The following is a 19,067-nucleotide window of genomic DNA, read 5'->3' as shown; positions in this document are numbered from 1 at the left end:
TTTGGACCGTGTCTCAGTTCCAATGTGGCCGATCACCCTCTCAGGTCGGCTACTGATCGTTGCCTTGGTAAGCCGTTACCTTACCAACTAGCTAATCAGACGCGGGCCCATCCTATACCGATAAATCTTTGACTCCTATATGATGCCATACTAGAGTTTTATGAGGTATTAATCCCGGTTTCCCGAGGCTATTCCTCTGTATAGGGCAGGTTGCCCACGCGTTACTCACCCGTCCGCCGCTAACTCCTTTTTATTCCACCCGAAGGCTTCCTAAAAATTTGTTCGCTCGACTTGCATGTGTTAGGCACGCCGCCAGCGTTCATCCTGAGCCAGGATCAAACTCTCAAAATAAAAATATATATATTTTTATCTCGCCAACGAAATTGTTCATTTTCATTCACAATTTCCGTTGCTCAAATAAAATCTTCGAGGTTTGTGCTTCTTGCTCAAAATATCATTTTGGCATTTTGCATGTTTTTGCTTGTCATTTCTTGTGCTGTTTAGTTTTCAAAGGTCAATATGACTCGTTGTCGTTTTGGCGACTTAATCATCTTATCATTTTTTGTCGAATCTGTCAAGAAAACTTTTTTGGTATTTTTTAAGAGTTTCTTTTCGCAGCGACAATTGATATATTACCATAAATTTTTTTATAGGTCAACGATATTTAATATATTTTTTTATTTTTTATAAGTGAACCCCAAATATGAATTTATTGCTTTCATTATTGTAAACAATTTTTTATATATTTATTCTTCTTTTTAATCATCTAGGCGATAAAATATGAGAAATCTCATTATATTTATCGCCTATTTTTCATCTAATCCATAACAAATATATTCATTTTCTATTTTAGATGCTTTTCTTTTATATGATTCAATTGTTTGATACACTCTTTTGTAATTGAATCATGAGGATTTATTTCCATAGATTGATGAAAAATATCTTCTGCCTCATCTATTTTACCTATTTCCATATACAGCATCCCTAAATTACAAAGAATTTCATTATCTTGACTCTTAAATTGAAGAGCTTTTTTAAAATACTTTTCTGATTTTGTAAAATCTCTAATCATTGCATAACAAAGGCCTAGTTCATTTAGTGTATCTACTTGAGTAGGCTTTAATGTTAAGATTTTTTTAAAATATTCAATAGATTTATGCACTTCTCCTATTTGCCTATACCCTAACCCCATAAAAAATAATAAATTCCACCAATCTCCATATCTTTCTACCAAAGGAGTAAGTTTTTCAAGGCCTAATGAAGCTTTGTTTTCTAAGATCAATGTATACCCTTCTTCATATTGAATCTGATCTTTTATTTCTTTTAAATTTATTAATATTTCTTTTCTTTTTTCTTCATCTCCCTCAAGCTCCAAAAACTTTTCCCATGTAATCTCTGCTTTTTTAAAAGTTTTATCCTGAACATAATGAAATCCTAAATGATAATAACTTAAAGAAAAATCAGGATACTTTTCTGTAATAATTTCTAAAGCTTCTACTCCTTCTTTATTAAATTCTTTTTTTATACTTTCATCTTCTTGTTTTTTTGCAATATCCTCACAAATTCTAGCATAATTGTATAAACCATTTAAATCTGCATCCTTTAAAGTTACAATTGCTTTAAAATAAATAAGTGCATTATAAAATTTCTCTTCTTCTGCAAATTTTAGTCCTTCATAAGCCATATACTCTAGTATTTTTTCATCAAATGCGTATAAAAACTCTTTATATTCCTTTATGTATTTAAATTGATGATCCAAACCAATGATCATAATCATTCCTCTAGCCATACTCGCTAGTGAAAAATTATAATCTGTCGTTCCTTCTTGAATGGGCTTTACTAATTCATTCATTGGTATAGGAATAGGTATTTCTTTTAATATTTCAAACTTATTTTCTGAAAGGTGTGCATCTTTTCTAAGTTCGATAAACATGACTTTTTCCAATCTATCTTTTATGTATTCCTCTATTCTTGTTAGCATCTTATTCCTCCTTGGCAAAACGACACAGAGATCGTTTCCTACAATTTATTATAAATTTATTTAAGTATTGTTATTGTTTTTTTTCTTGAAAATACTCCATCATAACATGAGATTTCACATACAATATAAAAAGAATTACCATTACTAATAGTATAAATACCATAAGGACTCTTTTGATCAATAGTTGATGAAATTGATAAAAATAAATAGGTCCAAAAGAAATTCCAAAAAATCTAAAGCTATTATAACAAGCAGTAATGATACCTCTTTTCCCTTTTGGAACACAGCTTGTCACAAATGTATTTAAAACTGTCAATATCATTCCTACCCCTATGCCTATAATCTGTAACAAAATCATATTATAAAGTTTGATAGGAAAATAAAAAATAAAGCTACTTCCAACAATACACAATATCAATCCGACTATCATCATTTTTGAATAAAGATGCTCTTTATTTTTTAAATAACCTCCTAGCCAAAAGGAAATGATAGACATGCTTAAAAGAGGAAGAGCTACGAACAACCCTTTTTTGAGCAAACTCTCTTTAATATCCATTACTTCTGATAAATTTGCAAGTATTCCATATAATACAAACAAACTAATCCATCCTATAAAAAAACATATAAAAATAGGACGTCTTTTATACTTTGTAATCATCATAATTTCTTTAACATATGTTTTCAAAGGCTTTCTCTCTGCCATATTTTTATCTTCATCAATTACAAACCATATCAAAAGAGCAATAGGTATGGTTAAAAAAGAATAAGAAAAAAATATAATGTACCAAGCAAACAAAGCAATAATAGACCCCAATATAGGACTAATTACTTTTCCTATTCCATTAGATGCTTCTATAATCCCTAAGGCTTCACTTCTTTCTTCTGATGAAAACATATCACTAATTAAAATCATAGCCATAGGAGAAGTTCCTGCAGCCCCTAACCCTTGTATGATCCTTCCTAATAAAATATATGGATATGGAGATGCAAAAAATATACTTGCTATGCCAGAGATCACTCCTCCTAATCCATAGACAATTAAAGAAGGAACTAAAATTTTTTTTCTTCCTATTCGATCCGATAAAAATCCTAAAAAAGGAATCAATATAGCTGCTGGAAATGAAAAATAGCTAATTAATAAATTAGCTTCATACTGATGAATATGAAGTTCTCTTTTAAGATCAGCAAGAACTGGAATAAGCATAGAATTTCCTAATACCATTATAACTGGAACAAAGGAAAGAGAAACAATCTTTAATGTATTATTTTTATTCATTTGATCACCTTTTTACATATTGATTTGAATGTTTTCTTCCCTACTATCTTTACAATTTTTTCATATTTTCATACTTTAAAATATAATTTTTACAAATAATAGTTTCACTTCATACTGTTGAGAAACTATATTTTAGCAAAGTCATAAAAATTAGGAACAATTATTGACAATTTGTGAAAATATAGAATAAGTGAGAAAATGATTAGCATTACACTGTTTGAGCATAGCGAGTTTGTAATGCTATTTTCGAGGGTTTCTATATATTTTCCAAATTTGAAAATTCAGTGACGTTTTTTATGACTTTGTTTACAAATTCATAGTTTTATTTAATTTTTCATATTTCTCATAAACAGTCTTTTTCTTCTAGTTGTAGTACTTAAAATCCCAAATAAAAATCCCCTATACACCATAGTAAAAGAAATTAAAAACTGCCCTACTATATAAAGAACTACGCCTTTAATAGAAAAGGATAAAGGTATATTTCCCATCAAAATATTTATATTCATTACTTGTCCTAATATATAATAGATCATAATCCCCAATAATATATTTGGAATCCACCAATCTATAAAATTTTCTTTCATAAAAGAAAAAGAATATGAAAAGTTTTCTCCTATGGATTCATCTCTTTGATAAATCACTTCTAAAATACAATTGAGAAAAACAAAAGCTACTAGTTCAATTACAGTCCATAAAGTAAATGTTCCAATTTTTATATGCATAACTGGAGCTAAAATAAGATCTATACCATAATGTACAAGCCATATGACAACAAATATTCCGTAAATCTTCCATAGATATATAGTAAATCCCTTCTTAAAATCTTCTATAGATATCTTTCCATATCTTATGATATTTTCAATTAAATACAAATAATTTGATAAAAGAGCATTTTGAACAATCCCAACTAAAATTCCTCCTAATATCCCAAATAAGACAGCTACTCTAAATAATAATATAGAAATGATCAAATACACAAATCCAGTAAATACTATAGGCCAATTTTTCACAGATGCTTCAATGGTCTTTTTAAGGACTTTTTGATTGGTGATATAAATATCTTGAATCATATTCATAATACCCCCTCCTATATAAATATTTTTTCATATCTGGCTTTTTCAAACACTTTATGATCTAGCTCATAATCAAAAAATATAGTTGTTTTTTCTTTTTTTATATCTTTTATCAATGGATTTTGTATGATTTTTACAATATCATATTGGAAATTATGGAAACTAACCTTTTTAATAATTTGTTTTGCAGGTATATTTTTATACTGAGGCAAATATTTATTTATATTTTCTTCTTCATGTAAAAAGTCATGAATTCGTTCATGAAAATGTGGTATATCTACTTTTTTAAAAAAATGTGGTAAATTTCCTTTTCCCTGCATTAAATAATCAAATTTTAATAACTCCATAAATATTTCTTCATCTACAAATTGATTTTCTTTATAAAAACAAATCAAAATTTCATACAATCCATTTTTGCCATGAGATACATGATGATATCCTTTTTCTTCCCAAAATATTGCAAATTCCTCATAAAATTGAGAAGGACGATTGTAAAATTTATTGATCATATATTGTACAGAATGATGAAAAGCATGACTATTAAAAAAAGTCTCTACCATCTCCTCTATCATCTTTAATTTTAAAATTTCTTCATAAGTAATATATTTATTTTGCAGTACTTCATAAGGTGCTTCTTCCCTATATACATATTCATGTAAATCTTTTTCTTTTCTAATGGGAGATCCTTTTAATAATTTTAAAAATCCAAGTTGTAGCTTTTCTGGTTCTAATGCATATACATCATCAAAGGACTGTTTAAATCTCTCAAAACTCTCAAAGGGAAGTCCTGCAATTAAATCTAAATGTAGATGTATGTTCTTAAAGTGAGATATTTCTTTTACTATCCTACTTAACACATGAAAATCCACATGTCTATCTATGCTTTTCATAGTTTGATCAAAAGTAGTTTGTACCCCAATCTCAAATTGAAATAATCCTTCTCTTACAGTCGATAAAAATCTCAGTGTTTCTTCATCTAACAAATCAGCTGTAATTTCAAAATGAAAATTTGTATATCCATTGTCATTTTCACAAATATATTTCATAATCTCAAAGCTATGACTTTTTTTTACATTAAAAGTTCTATCTACAAATTTCACTTGTTTTACTTTCTTTTCCAAAAATAATTTTAAATCTTTTTTTACCCTTTCTATAGGAAAAAATCTTACCCCTCTAATAGTAGAAGATAGACAATATTTACAATTATGAGGACATCCTCTAGAGCTTTCATAGTATATAATTTTATTTTCATCTTCTAAAATCCCATCACTATAAGGAGATGGTATGATGGATAGATCTTGAATCAGAGGTCTTGCTTCATTTTCATATACTTTATTATCTTCTCTATATACAATACCTTTTATTTCTTCTTTTTTACCTTTTTTGTCAACAACAAAGGAGAGAAGCTCTCTGAAGGTTTCCTCTCCTTCTCCACAAATAATATAATCTATTTGTTCTTCTTTTTCCATAAGGCTTTTTCCGTCAAAGCTTACTTCGGGCCCTCCTAATACAATAGTAATATCTGGTCTTACTTTTTTTAAATTTCTTATAATCTCTAATGTATTATGAATATTCCATATATAACAAGAAAAACATACCAAATCATAATGTCCTTTATAAATCTCTCCTAATACATAATCTGTATGATGATTGATAGTATACTCCTTAATCTCCATAGAAAAATCATCTTTACAATATTCATATAAATATCTTAAAGATAGAGTTGTATGAATATATTTTGAATTTAGTGTAGTAAGTAAAATCTTCATCTGTTAGTTCCTTTCTTTTTTTCTTCATTATTCCCAATTCATTATATCACATTCATATTTTTATCTAATATACCCTTTTATATGAAGAAACCTTAGTTTATTAAAGTTGTAATGACTTAGTGGATAATATAGCCGGTCAATAGTATGAGCCGCGATTAAAATTTTGTCAACAGTTTTTTCTCCTGGTAATATTTTAACCACTACTGGTGTATGATCAAAACCATCATCCTCTTGAAAATTAATTTGTACTATATCTCCTAACTCAATATCTTTTAAACCTACCTCTTCTCCAATAGGCCCTATCCCTTTATTATTTGTAATGAATTTATGAAAATATTTCACACTTGTCCAAGCAGGCGCTCTATCCTTTAAATTTCTATAATACCATCCATAATAGTTATAATACATAGGACAACCTCCTGCATATAATACTTGTGATGCAAAATTTGTACAATCTCCACCCATTTTATCAAAATCAGCATACTTAGGATTCCTTTGAAGAGCCCAATATACGGCATATTCCACTGCACTCTCACGATTATATTCATAAATTTGTTTCATCATCATCCCTCCTCCCTTTAGCTTATTCAAAATGTTTTCTTTGTTTCTATTCAATAATTTTTTTATTTTATCTTTATTTGAAGGTTTTATGATTTTTTTATCGAATTATAAAATATACTTGTACATAAAGGAAGAAAGGAGATAATCATGGAACAATTTGATAAAATTTCAATTGAAGAAGTATCTAAAAAAGATATGCTTATGATCTTACAAGCCCTTGAATATACAGGAGAACACACAAAAATAGATGCATTTTTATCTTTAAAGGATAATATTTTAAAACAATTATGTTCTTTGGCAGAAACATCTGAAGAAGAATTTATTGGATATTTAGAAAAATAGCACACATTTTATGTGTGCTATTTAAACTTTCTAAAGTCTTCTATACATCTCATCTTTTAAATGATACTCATCTTTTAATGCATAATCAATTTCATTGATTAAACGATTTTGATCCTTCGGCAGGTCTCCTCCTAAAGCAACATAATTAGATGCATGATTGCTTCTAAAGGTACAATTTTTCACATCTAAATTTTCAAGTAATTCTTTTGTTTCAAGAAGTACTTCTTTAGGAGTTAAAAGTTTAAACTCCCCACTTTGTACTTGATCATACATTTGTGTTCCCCGTTGTAATAGTAATGTAAGAAGTCCTAAGTAACGAGGGTTTATGGCATTAATTACTCTTGCAGACTCTTTAGCATGCTCTAACCAATTTTTTTGCCCTCCAATACCAGATATGAGTGTCACTGAAAGATTTATTCCAGATTGAACCATTTTTTGTCCTGCCAAAATTAATTCCTCTGATGTGACACCTTTTTTAATGTTTGTTAATATTTCATCACTTCCAGATTCTACTCCAAGATATGCAATTCCTAATCCTAGCTTTTTAAGTTCCTTTAATTCTTCTATATCTTTTCTTAAAATATCTTTTGGAGCACTATATATCCCTACCCTCTCACATTCTGGAAATAATTCTTTTATTTTTAATAAAATTCTTATCAGATATTCTGTTTTTAAAGCCAGAGCATTTCCATCTGCCAAAAATATACGTCTTACCTCTTTATAATAATCTCTTGCCATTTGTAAATCTTCTTCTATTTCTTCTATTTTTCTCATTCTAAATTGTTTATCCTTATACATGCTACAAAAGGTACACTCATTATGAGAACAACCAATAGAAGCTTGAATAATTAGACTATAAGCCTCACTAGGTGGCCTATATACACTTCCCTCATATCTCATTTTATTCCTCCTTACATCTTTTCAGGTGCTTTCATTCCCAATAAGTTTAGTCCATTTTTAATTGTTTGTTTTGCTGCATAAACAAGTAATAATCTTGCTTTTTTTAAATCTTCATCTTCTACAATAATAGGACAGTTGTGATAAAATCTATTAAATGATTGAGCCACGTCTACAATATATCTTGTCACAATAGATGGTTCATATTTTCTTGCTGCTTCTTCTACTGTTTCTGGGAATTTTTGAAGATCTCTCATTAAGTCCATAGCTTCATCATTACTTAATAAAGTATAATCTATATTTTCATCTATCTCCATTTGTGCTTTTCTAAGTACACTACATGCTCTAGCATGAGTATATTGTACATAAGGACCTGTTTCTCCATCAAAATTTAGAGTACGTTCCCATGAGAAAGTATAATCTTTAATTCTATTATTAGAAAGTTCTTGGAAAATGACCGCTCCAATTCCAACAGCCTTTGCAACTTCATGAATATCTTCAAGATTCGCATTCTTTTCTTTTATAATCTCTGTTGTTTTCTCTACAGCTTTTTGAAGCACATCTTCTAAAAATACTACTCTTCCCTTTCTAGTAGACATAGTTCCTTCTTCTAAGCTTACAAGTCCAAAAGGAACATGTACACAATCATTTGCCCAAGTATATCCCATCAGTTCTACTACTTTAATCCATTGCTGGAAGTGTAGATTTTGTTGAGATGCTACTACATATATATTTTTATCAAAATTATAATGTTCTTTTCTATAAATAGCAGCAGTAATATCACGAGTAATATATAAAGTAGATCCATCACTTTTTCTAATAAGTGCAGGAGGCATATTATACTCACTTAAATCTACTATATCTGCTCCCTTAGATTCTTTCAAAAGTTTTTTTTCTTCCATTTGATTTAAAATTCTTGGCATTTTATCTGAATAAAAGCTTTCTCCTGCATAAGAATCAAAAGAAATGCCAAGCATATCATAAACTCTTCCAAATTCTTTTAAACTCACTTCTCTAAACCATTGCCATAAGGATTTTGCTTCTTCATCTCCATCTTCTAACTTTTTAAACCATAGTCTTCCTTCATCCTCTAAAGACGGATCATTTTCTGCTTCTTCATGAAATTGAATATAAAGTTTTAGTAATGTAGGAATAGGATCTTTCTCTACTTCCTTTTCATCTCCCCATTTTTTAAAGGCTACAATTAATTTTCCAAATTGAGTCCCATAATCTCCAAGATGATTAATGGTAATAGTCTCGTATCCTAAAAATTCATATAGCTTATAGATAGCATTTCCAATTACTGTACTTCTAATATGTCCTATATGAAAAGGCTTTGCTATATTAGGAGAAGAAAATTCCACAATTACTTTTTTCCCTCTTCCTAGCTCTGAGGATCCAAAACAATCTTTTTGTGAGAATACTTCCTGAATTACATTTTTTGCAAAAATACTTTTATCTACAAAGAAATTTACATAAGCTGCAGTATTTTCTACTTTCTCAAATAATTTGTTTTCTCCTATAGAAGAAGCAATCTCTTGAGCAATCATATTTGGTGATTTTCTAAATAATTTTGCTAGTTTAAAGCAAGGAAAAGCATAATCTCCCATTTGAGAATTAGGAGGTATTTCAACCATTTCTAAAATTTCAGCTGCACTTAATTCTTGAATTTTTCCACTTAAAATGTCTCCAATTTCTTTTTTAAAATCAATCATATTCATTCTCCTTATATTTTATTCTTAAAAATAATAAAAACTCTCACCTCTTCATGAAGAGACGAGAGCTTTCCCGTGTTACCACTCTTGTTGATACAAATGTACCCACTCTATTCCTAGATAACGGTAGGAATCCGTTTTACTTACTTATTTTCAGCAAAAATCTCTAAGGTACGTTTCAACTTTAGTAGTGTATCGGACTTTCACCCTTTCCGACTCGCTTTGACACATCTTAAAATCTACTTTCCTCGTCATCGACAAATAATTCTTTTTGTCTAATAATTTACCATATTTCTTTATTGAAATCAAGTCCTTATTCATTATTCTAGTATGATATAATCAAAAGAAATATATAAATTTCTACATATTCATTTTTATACAAATTATTGGAGGTATTTTAAAATGATAAGATGGATTGGTTTATGGATCAAATACCTTATTGAAAAAGAAGAATTCTTTATTTATCCACATAAACAATATAAAAATATTTATGATATGATTTTACATAAACAATTTTGGTTTTCTCACTTTTTTATTCATTTCCTAGAAAATGATTTTTTATACCATTCTATAGATATTCAAAAGAGTATTTTATATAATCAATACAAAGAAATCAAAATAAAACATGGCTTCCAAAAGTTATTTTTTTACAAAATTATATTTTTAGAAGAAGAAACAACTTCTTCATTAGAAGAGCTTTCTACTTATTTACAGCAAGAAAAAATACCTATTCACATGATAGGTATTTATATGAATTCTTTTAAAATCGTTTCTATATTTTCTAATTTTAAAGATTCTCAAAATGTTTTACCTTTTTTTCATAAATATATACACTTTGTCTATACAGATGATACAAAAGAATTCAATATATTAGAAATAGAAAATAACACTAGAAAAGAAAAGGGCTATATATTTAAAGAAAATCCTTTTTATTTGTACAAATGGATTATTGGAATCAATATTATATACTTTATTTATATGTCTTTACATGGAGGCACTCAAAATATATACAACTTAATTGAGTTTGGAGCACAATACAATCCACTCATTGCAGCTGGGCAGTATTATAGACTATTTACAAATATGTTCATTCACATTGGAATTGTCCATCTTATTTTCAATAATTATGCTCTTTATTCTTTAGGAAAAGATGTGGAATCTATTTATGGATCTTTTAAATTTTTGATCCTATATGTTTTTTCTGGTTTGATAGGATCTCTTTTAAGTTTTGTCTTTAGTGTTTCTGTATCTGCGGGTGCATCTGGTGCCATCTTTGGTCTTATGGGCGCTTATATTTATTTTGGAATACATCGCCCCTTTGTTTTTTCATCAAGATATGGGATGAATTTAATAACTATGCTCATTCTCAATATTGTATTTGGACTTTCCAATCCAACCATAAATAATTTTGCTCATCTAGGTGGATTCATTGGAGGACTTTTAACTAGTTTTTCTATTGGACTAAAAGAAGAAAATATATTCAAAAAAGAAAATATAAAATTTCAGTTCATAATAATCTTTATAATGATTATTTTATTCAAGACAGGTATATTGGTTCAAAAAATTTCTAATTTTTAACACTTCCCTTTATAATTAGGAATCATTTATGCAAAATAACCGCTCAAATGAGCGGTTATTTCCATGGGTAATTTTCTTCATTCCATATGACCATTCCTTGTTTTTTTAACAAAGCAGCTGTCACTCCATCTCCTGTCTTCTTCGTTCCTGAAAATGTCCCATCATAAATCATTCCACAACCACAGGATGGACTTCTTTGTTTTAAAATAGCTTCCTTTATGCCATATAATTTGGCAATTTTTAAAGTTTCCTCTGCCCCTTTTAAAAATTCATTTGTTCGATCTTCTCCATCTTTATTGATGACTTTAGCTTTTTTAGATAGTACATCCTCTCCATCCCCTCCTAAAATTTCACAAGGAATTCTTGGAGTAGATAATCCTCCTAATTGTTCTGGACATACTAAAATAGCTTTTTTCTCTTTGATCCATTCTAAAATTTTTTTATTTTCATTGCTTCGTCCATTGTATTTACAATTTACTCCCGCTAGACAAGCACTAATAAGTATCATTTTACTCCTCCTATTTAAGCTCTACAATGGTAACTCCTGTTCCACCTTCTCCATAAGCTCCATCTCTAAAACTTCTTACATGCTTATGACCTCTTAACATTTTTTTAATTCCTTCTCTTAAAACTCCTGTACCCTTTCCATGTATAATGGTTACCTCAGAAAGTCCCGCAATATATGCATCATCTAAATACTTGTCCGTATCCATATAAGCTTCTTCTAAAGTCTGTCCTCTTAAATCAATAGAGCTTTGTACACTTTGTGTCTTTTGTTTCATAATTTGTCCTGCTCCAGTTTTTGAATACTTTTGTTCTTCTTCTTGATCTATTCTCAAATTTTTAATATTTACATTGACCTTCATAATCCCAACCTGCACCAATACGTCTCCTCGATCATCAGGTTTTTCAATTACCGTTCCCTTTTGATTTAAATTTAATAAAAATACATTGTCTCCAGCCTTTAAGTTTTTAGGAGGCTTAGTATTGATCACACCTAAACTTAGTCCCTCTTGCATATCATTTATTTTTTCTCTTAATTTTTTTCTATTTTCTTCTATTTTTTTATTTCTCATTTTATCTTCTTCATTTTTTAGTTGTTGCAAAGACTTAATAATCTCATCTGCTTCTTCTTTTGCTTCTCTTAAAAGCTTCCTTGCTTCTTCTTTTGCTTCTCTTATGATTTTTTCCCTTTGCTCCATAAGTCTTTCATTCTTTTGTTCATATTCCTTTTTTTGCTTTTCTATAATTAATTTTAATTTTACTGCTTCATCTCTTTCTTCTTCTGCCATACGTCTATCTTTTTCTATGGTCGTTAAAAGATCTTCAAATTCAATGTCTTCCTTTGAAATAAGTCCTCTTGATCTTTCGATGATTTTTTCATCTAAGCCTAATCTTTTAGAAATTTCAAAGGCATTAGATTTCCCTGGAACTCCTATTAAAAGCCTATAAGTAGGACTTAGGGTTTCTACATTAAATTCTACAGAAGCATTTTCTACTTTTTTTGTAGTCAGTGCATACTCTTTAAGCTCTGTATAATGGGTAGTGGCAATGACTCTTGCCCCATTATAAGCTAGGTGTTCTAATATAGAAATAGCTAGAGCTGCTCCTTCTGTAGGATCTGTTCCTGCTCCTAATTCATCTAGTAAAATAAGTGAGTTGTCTTTTGTATCCTTTAATATTTCAACAATATTTGTCATATGAGAAGAAAAGGTACTTAAGCTTTGTTCAATGCTTTGTTCATCACCAATATCTGCAAATATTTGATCAAATACAGACAACTCTGTTCCATAATCAGCTGGTACATGAAGTCCACATTGAGCCATTATTGTAAGAAGTCCTACTGTTTTTAATGTGACAGTTTTTCCTCCTGTATTAGGTCCTGTAATCACCAATGTATGAAAATCTTCTCCAATCCATATATTTGTAGGCACTACATGATTTTTATTTAATAAAGGATGTCTTCCATTTTTAATTTTTGCAAATCCTTTTTGATTCATATTAGGCTCTATAGCATTCATAGATACAGCAAGCTTTCCTTTTGCAAATATAAAATCTAAAATAGCTAAAATAGTTTGATTGGATTTTATTTCTTCTGACTTTTCTCCTACCATATCTGTAAGTTCTTTTAAAATACGTTCAATTTCTGCTTTTTCTTTTAATTTTAACTCTTTTAGCTCATTGTTTAATTCAACAATAGCCATAGGCTCTATAAAAAGAGTAGCACCACTAGAAGACTGATCATGTACAAGGCCTTTCATATTTCCTCTATATTCTTGTTTGACTGGAACTACATATCGATCCTGTCTAATCGTAATAATTGCATCTTGTAGAAATTTTTGATTTTGACTAGATGATATAATCCCATTTAATTTACTCCTAATGGCCGTATTTTTATTTTCTATACTTCTTCTTATGCTTCTTAAGGTAGGACTTGCATGATCAGAGATCTCATTTTCTCCAACAATACATTCATTAATCCTATCTTCAATACTTCTAAATGTAAATAAATTTCCTGTATATCCTCTCAAAATAGGAAATTTATCTTCTCCTTCATTGGCTTCTTTCATAAAGCTTTTGATTCTTCTTGCAGCTCTTAGAGTGTCACTTACTTCTAAAAGCTGAGATGGTTCTAAAAAAGACCCAATTTCTGCTCTTTTTATATAATAAGATAAATCATGAACCCCTCCTAGTGAAATACTTCCTCTTTGTAATATAAGACTTGTTGCTTCATGAGTTTGTCTTTGATACTCTACTACTTCCTCATACTTTGTAGAAGGATTCATATCTTTTGCCAATTCCCTTCCTAAGCTTGACTCCGTATGATTCAACAACATATTTTTTATTTTTTCAAACTCCAAAACTCTTAAGGTTCTTTCGTTCAATGCTAACTCCCCTTTATCTATTTGTATTACATAACACCTCTGAAGAAATGTCCTTTTGTAAATCCTTCTTTTTTGATTTGATCTATAAACTCTTTTTTAGGTAAAATTCCTTTCATTCCTTGTATATACATATTTAAAACATCTTTTATCTCTTCTTTTTTCTCTGTAGTAAACTGTATTCTAAAAGAAGATATATTTCCTTTTTGTAAATCTTTCATATGCTCTATCATACAAAGCTTTTGACTATTTAAAATCTGTATTTTACAATGATCATCTTTTACTATAGGAAAAATGACTCCTAGAGGATCTTTTAATCCAAGCTTTTTATTTTCACATATTTTACAATTTCTTTTCCCTTCTCCTAAAACACTAGAAATAGGACAAAATTTACTAATCATCAATGGAATATTTCCATGAATGATTACCTCTGTAGGCATGTCTGATCTTTTTACTATATCTTTAATTTGTTTTAATGTAAGCTCTAAAGATAGAGTACATTCTTTAATTCCCATTTCTTTTAAATTTTTTATAGCTGTATTATTAAATACATTGAAAGAATAATCAGAAACCATATATAAATCAAGTTCTTTACATATATTTAAAACCCCTAAATTAGAAACAAGTACACCAGGAATATTTTTTATTGTAGATATTTTTTGTTTAATCTTAAGAAGGTCTTGGTCTTCTATAATTCTTCCAAAAGACATAAATAGCTCTATATTTTTATTTTGGGCTAAATGTAGTGCTTCTTCTAAAGTATCTATATCTTTATAATAAATTCTATCTATAGGAAAATCTAATGCAGCCTTTAATTGTTCTAAATGATTTACAAACACATTTAATCTTGTTTTTTCTTCTTTGAAATCTTTTTGATTCATAGAATGATTCAATTTTGTATCTATGAAATTTATTTCTTTTCTATGATGATGATTTTCCCTCAATAAATTTAAAGATTCTGTTCCTTTTCTTCTCAGTTCATTCATTTCTTTAGCAGAAATAGCCACACCTTCATCTAATATTACATTCATATTTTTTAATATATACGGAGTATTTCCAAGTTTTTTGATCTGATTTTCTACTCTATCTTTATCCGTAGCAACCTTTATAGCTTTCTCTACTTTTTGCCCCTTTTCATGAACAAAATTTCCATCTTCATCCCAAAGGGTTAATTCTATTTGCTCTCCAAGCTTTCCAATAAACTCTCCTGAGATAGGAATTTGTACATCTTTTCTTTCATAAGTCTCTTGTGCCCATTTTAACAATTCATGATCTGATGTTTTATATACAGGTGTATGATTTTCTACATACTCTTTGAAGGATACCTCTACGATTTCTTTAGGTCCTGCAAAATTTATTTTTTCTCCATTTTTCCATAAAACATCTACCATAGTTCCTGGGGCATCTCCTTTTTTTGCCCATATTTGAATACCATCGCCCTTTGATATGTCATTCTCTAATTGAATTTTAACTCTATGTTTTTTATGATCATATCCTATGACTTTTCCTATTTTTATTCCCCTATTGCTTGGCTTTTCAAAACTCATTAATTTTTTTCCTTCATCTCCTAATAAATATCCCTTTGTAAATTTCCTATTAAATATCTTTTCTACTTTGTCCATCATCTCTTGATCTTTATGAATTTTTTTATGAATCATATAAGAATCAATAGCTTCTCTATATCCTTTGATTACAATGGCCACATATTCAGGCCTTTTCATTCTTCCTTCTATTTTTAAAGATGTCACTCCTAAATCTAAGACTTCATTTATATATTCCAAAGTATTTAAATCTCTTGGACTCAGTAAATAATCTCCAACTTTACTTTTAAATACTTTTTTACTTTCCAAATCTACAAGCTCATATGGTTTTCTACAAGGTTGGGCACATGTACCTCTATTTCCACTTCTACCTCCAATCATACTACTCATTAAGCATTGTCCAGAATAGGAAATACATAGTGCTCCATGAATAAAAATTTCAAGCTCCATATTTGAATTTTCTCTAATATATTTTATTTCATCTTTTGTCATTTCCCTTGATAAAACAACTCTTTTAAATCCCATCTTTTCAAGAAGTTTTACACCTTCAAGGCTATGAACTGTCATTTGGGTACTTCCATGGAGCTCAAAATCTGAAAAATTGTCTTTTATGAATTTTGCAACTCCTAAGTCTTGTACAATAATTGCATCTACATCTATACGATATAAAAAAGAAATATATTCTTTCAGCTTTTTAAGCTCCTCATTAGAAACTAACGTATTCACTGTTACATATACTTTGACTCCTCTTATATGACAATATTTTACTGTTTCTTTTAACTCTTCTTCATCAAAATTTTGTGCATATTGTCTAGCGCTAAATGATTTACCACCTAAGTAAATGGCATTTGCACCATTTTGTACAGCAGCCTTCATAGATTCCATGCTTCCTACAGGTGCTAATAGTTCTATATTCAAATTGATCCACTCCTAAACAAAATTCAAAAAAAGTAGTAATATTATTATATCACTACTTCTCTCATAACATGAAAAATATTGTATTTTACTTTCGATCATCAAAAGTTTCAATAAAGGAATCTAACTCTTTTCTAGTTTGTACATATTTAATTTGACTATCCAATACTTTTTTTTGAAGTTCATCATTCTTTCTTTCCATTTCTTCCATTTCCCTTTCTTTGTCTGCCAAAACTTCTTTTAAATTTTCTATTTCTGTTTTAAGATTTTCACATTCAATATTTTGAGATAATCCTTTCACTTCTTCCTGTAGCTTTGTGACAACTTCTTGATAATTTTCCTCTCTTTTTTCAAAATCAGCCATAGTAGCTACCAATTGTTCTTTTGTCTTTTCTAATTCCTCAAAAGGTTTTTTTGATTCATCCTCCATATTTTTCAGTTCTTCATGGAGCTTAAAATATTCATCTGCAATATTTAGGCACGTTAAAACAGCTACCATTGCCGTACTTAATTTTGTACTATTTCTTGCAATATGTACCATTTTATCATCTACATAATTGGCCACCTTTTGCATATATTCTCTAGATTCCTGACCAACCATTGTATATTCTTGCCCATATATTCTAACAATAACTTTGTTTTTGTTATTCATCTATATCTCTCCTCTTAAGTGTCTGGAGTCTTATATATGAATTCTCGAAAGAGGTCTTATTTCCTTCTTTCGATTAAAAAGAATCATATTTATACTATCTATTATATTATACTTAATATATGAAATAAATACTATATGTATTATTTCCTATATATTAGAATAAATAGGCACCCTTGTGCCTATTTCCTCTTTAGAAAGATGTTCTCCATTTTCTGGATTCCCTCCATATCTATTTTTTCAAATATTTTTATGGATCTTATAAATTCTTTATAAGCCATATCATAAAATCCATGAACATCATATAATTTTGCCAATTTCAAAAGCACCTCATCATCGTCTATTATATTCAACATATTTAGAGATTTTTCAAATATATCTGGACAAGCCCCTTCTATTAGTATATCTAATAATTCAAAAATACTATCTGTTATTTTCTTAGATTGCTCTTTGTCAAAAATATAAGGTTTTTCATCTTTTAATATTCTTTTAAAAGAATCATAAACAATATATTTCAAATTGTTTTCTGGTTCTCTTACTTGATATAATATTTGAGAACCTTCATCTATACGGCCCTCTAAAACTTTACATAAAAACATTTTATATATAGCTTCTTCTTTATATTCCTTATGATTTACTTTTTTAAAGCTATCATAAGCTTTATGATAATCTTTTAAAAACAATAAACACATTCCTTTATCATAAAATAAAATAGATGTATCTTTTAAATATTCTTCTGCTTTTAAAAAATATTCATATGCACATTTGTAATTTTTCTCCCTCATAAAGACTTTTCCTAAAATTATATAATTTGTTCCACTCAAATCATTGTCCATATAATTTTCTAATTTGTTTTTTATATCTTCCATTTCTCTTTTCTGTTTGTAAAGTATTTCATATAAAAGGGCTAAATTATGGATCGAATTCTTATTATATTGTAGTGCTTTTATACAATATACATATGCTTTTTCATAATCCTCTAATTTAAAATAGATATTGGCTAATGAAACAAATGATTTAACATTTCCTGTTCCTGTGATAAAATTTAACGATAAAGGCCCTTCTCCTATTTCTATACATCTTTGAAAGGCTTCTATTGCCAATAAAAACTTATTTTGTATTTTTAAAATTTCTCCTTTTTTGTATATCAAATCTGTAAAATCTGGATAATACCGAATCACTTTATCAATCAATTCCAGTGCTTTATCATACTCTTTTATTTTTTCTAATTCCATTACTATACTGAGTATTTTTTTACATTCATATATTTCATCATGAAATACATGAGATAATTTTTCATACTCCTTTATAATATCTATATTTTTATTGCTCTTACTATAGATATTTTCATGATTTTGTTTATAATATATTTTCATCTTAGGACCATGTAGCCCATCTTCTAATCCTTTATTATAAAAAGACACTAAACTATTTTGACTTTCATTGGATGATTTTAATAAAAGACCATGATTAGAATATTTTTTTGTATACCAATCACTAAATAATTTAGTAATATCTACTTTGATATAAGTATCTATTTCATCCTTAATTTCAAAAGTACTACATATTTTTTCATCTATAGGAGGTTGGTTTGAATAACTAACTTGATCTTCATAAAATTTTTCTTTTATTCTGTGTACTTGAAACTGTTTGATCACATCTTGATCATCATTTCTAATGACATAAAGTAACAATTCTACTTTCTCTACAGTTCCTTTCCCTACTAAGATAGGTAATGAAAACTCTAAAAGGCATCTATACACAGAGTCATCCATATATTTTCCTAAAAAAAGAGCATAATAATCTTTATAATTTTCATAAGTCATAAAGCTATTAATGGTCGTATTTTTTTTAGGACTTTGTTCTAAGATTTTTACCATATTTTATT

14 protein-coding genes, 1 rRNA gene and 1 other annotated feature are annotated in these 19,067 nt (G+C 28.7%); of the genes, 2 read left to right on the top strand and 13 right to left on the bottom strand.

The window, feature by feature from the left end; translation table 11 throughout:
- From BN2409_RS08520 to BN2409_RS08495, 6 genes are all read right to left on the bottom strand, one after another.
- Nucleotides 1-351: ribosomal RNA gene (locus BN2409_RS08520) — 16S ribosomal RNA — on the bottom strand; the annotation flags it as partial.
- 493 nt (nt 352-844) lie between these two features.
- Nucleotides 845-1,981, bottom strand: a complete 1,137-nt coding sequence (locus BN2409_RS08515; protein ID WP_053956195.1) for a tetratricopeptide repeat protein — start codon at nt 1,979-1,981, stop codon at nt 845-847.
- A 70-nt stretch (nt 1,982-2,051) separates the two neighbouring features.
- Complete coding sequence (locus BN2409_RS08510; RefSeq protein WP_053956194.1) at nt 2,052-3,257, bottom strand: MFS transporter; 1,206 nt, start codon at nt 3,255-3,257, stop codon at nt 2,052-2,054.
- Nucleotides 3,258-3,583: 326 nt separating this feature from the next.
- Complete coding sequence (locus tag BN2409_RS08505; protein ID WP_053956193.1) at nt 3,584-4,333, bottom strand: hypothetical protein; 750 nt, start codon at nt 4,331-4,333, stop codon at nt 3,584-3,586.
- An 11-nt stretch (nt 4,334-4,344) separates the two neighbouring features.
- Nucleotides 4,345-6,099 carry a B12-binding domain-containing radical SAM protein gene (locus tag BN2409_RS08500; RefSeq protein ID WP_053956192.1) on the bottom strand — a complete coding sequence of 585 codons (1,755 nt, stop codon included), beginning with the start codon at nt 6,097-6,099 and terminating at the stop codon, nt 4,345-4,347.
- 60 nt (nt 6,100-6,159) lie between these two features.
- Complete coding sequence (locus BN2409_RS08495; protein ID WP_053956191.1) at nt 6,160-6,660, bottom strand: amidase domain-containing protein; 501 nt, start codon at nt 6,658-6,660, stop codon at nt 6,160-6,162.
- Between the two features lie 147 nt (nt 6,661-6,807).
- Here BN2409_RS08495 and BN2409_RS08490 point away from each other — a divergent pair, with 147 nt between their 5' ends.
- Nucleotides 6,808-7,002 carry a hypothetical protein gene (locus BN2409_RS08490; protein ID WP_053956190.1) on the top strand — a complete coding sequence of 65 codons (195 nt, stop codon included), beginning with the start codon at nt 6,808-6,810 and terminating at the stop codon, nt 7,000-7,002.
- Nucleotides 7,003-7,032: 30 nt separating this feature from the next.
- Here BN2409_RS08490 and BN2409_RS08485 read toward each other — a convergent pair whose 3' ends face one another.
- A complete protein-coding gene (locus BN2409_RS08485; RefSeq protein ID WP_053956189.1) occupies nt 7,033-7,902 on the bottom strand; it encodes a radical SAM protein in 870 nt (289 codons plus the stop codon).
- Between the two features lie 11 nt (nt 7,903-7,913).
- The gene (argS, locus tag BN2409_RS08480) at nt 7,914-9,614 is read right to left on the bottom strand and encodes an arginine--tRNA ligase (RefSeq protein ID WP_053956188.1); all 1,701 of its coding nucleotides are present in this window, start codon (nt 9,612-9,614) and stop codon (nt 7,914-7,916) included.
- 54 nt (nt 9,615-9,668) lie between these two features.
- Nucleotides 9,669-9,878: a binding site (T-box leader), on the bottom strand.
- A 138-nt stretch (nt 9,879-10,016) separates the two neighbouring features.
- Between argS and BN2409_RS17510 the strand changes: the two genes are divergently transcribed.
- A complete protein-coding gene (locus BN2409_RS17510) occupies nt 10,017-11,192 on the top strand; it encodes a rhomboid family intramembrane serine protease (RefSeq protein WP_053956187.1) in 1,176 nt (391 codons plus the stop codon).
- Between the two features lie 55 nt (nt 11,193-11,247).
- On the opposite strand, the gene BN2409_RS08470 is transcribed toward BN2409_RS17510, so the two are convergent.
- The 5 genes from BN2409_RS08470 to BN2409_RS08450 form a co-directional block, all read right to left on the bottom strand.
- Nucleotides 11,248-11,700, bottom strand: a complete 453-nt coding sequence (locus BN2409_RS08470) for a 2-thiouracil desulfurase family protein (RefSeq protein WP_053956186.1) — start codon at nt 11,698-11,700, stop codon at nt 11,248-11,250.
- 10 nt (nt 11,701-11,710) lie between these two features.
- Entirely contained in the window at nt 11,711-14,077 is a 2,367-nt protein-coding gene (locus BN2409_RS08465; RefSeq protein WP_053956185.1) for an endonuclease MutS2, read from the bottom strand.
- Between the two features lie 26 nt (nt 14,078-14,103).
- Nucleotides 14,104-16,533, bottom strand: a complete 2,430-nt coding sequence (locus tag BN2409_RS08460) for a U32 family peptidase (RefSeq protein WP_053956184.1) — start codon at nt 16,531-16,533, stop codon at nt 14,104-14,106.
- 85 nt (nt 16,534-16,618) lie between these two features.
- Nucleotides 16,619-17,182 carry a cell division protein ZapA gene (locus tag BN2409_RS08455; RefSeq protein ID WP_053956183.1) on the bottom strand — a complete coding sequence of 188 codons (564 nt, stop codon included), beginning with the start codon at nt 17,180-17,182 and terminating at the stop codon, nt 16,619-16,621.
- Between the two features lie 179 nt (nt 17,183-17,361).
- Nucleotides 17,362-19,059, bottom strand: coding sequence for a DNRLRE domain-containing protein (locus tag BN2409_RS08450; RefSeq protein WP_053956182.1), 1,698 nt, complete (start codon nt 19,057-19,059; stop codon nt 17,362-17,364).
- Between the last annotated feature and the right edge of the window lie 8 nt (nt 19,060-19,067).

The organism is Inediibacterium massiliense (genome assembly GCF_001282725.1).
GTDB lineage: Bacteria > Bacillota > Clostridia > Peptostreptococcales > Thermotaleaceae > Anaerophilus > Anaerophilus massiliensis.
Note: the sequence above shows the minus strand (reverse complement) of the source record. Positions and strands in the feature narration are given on the sequence as shown.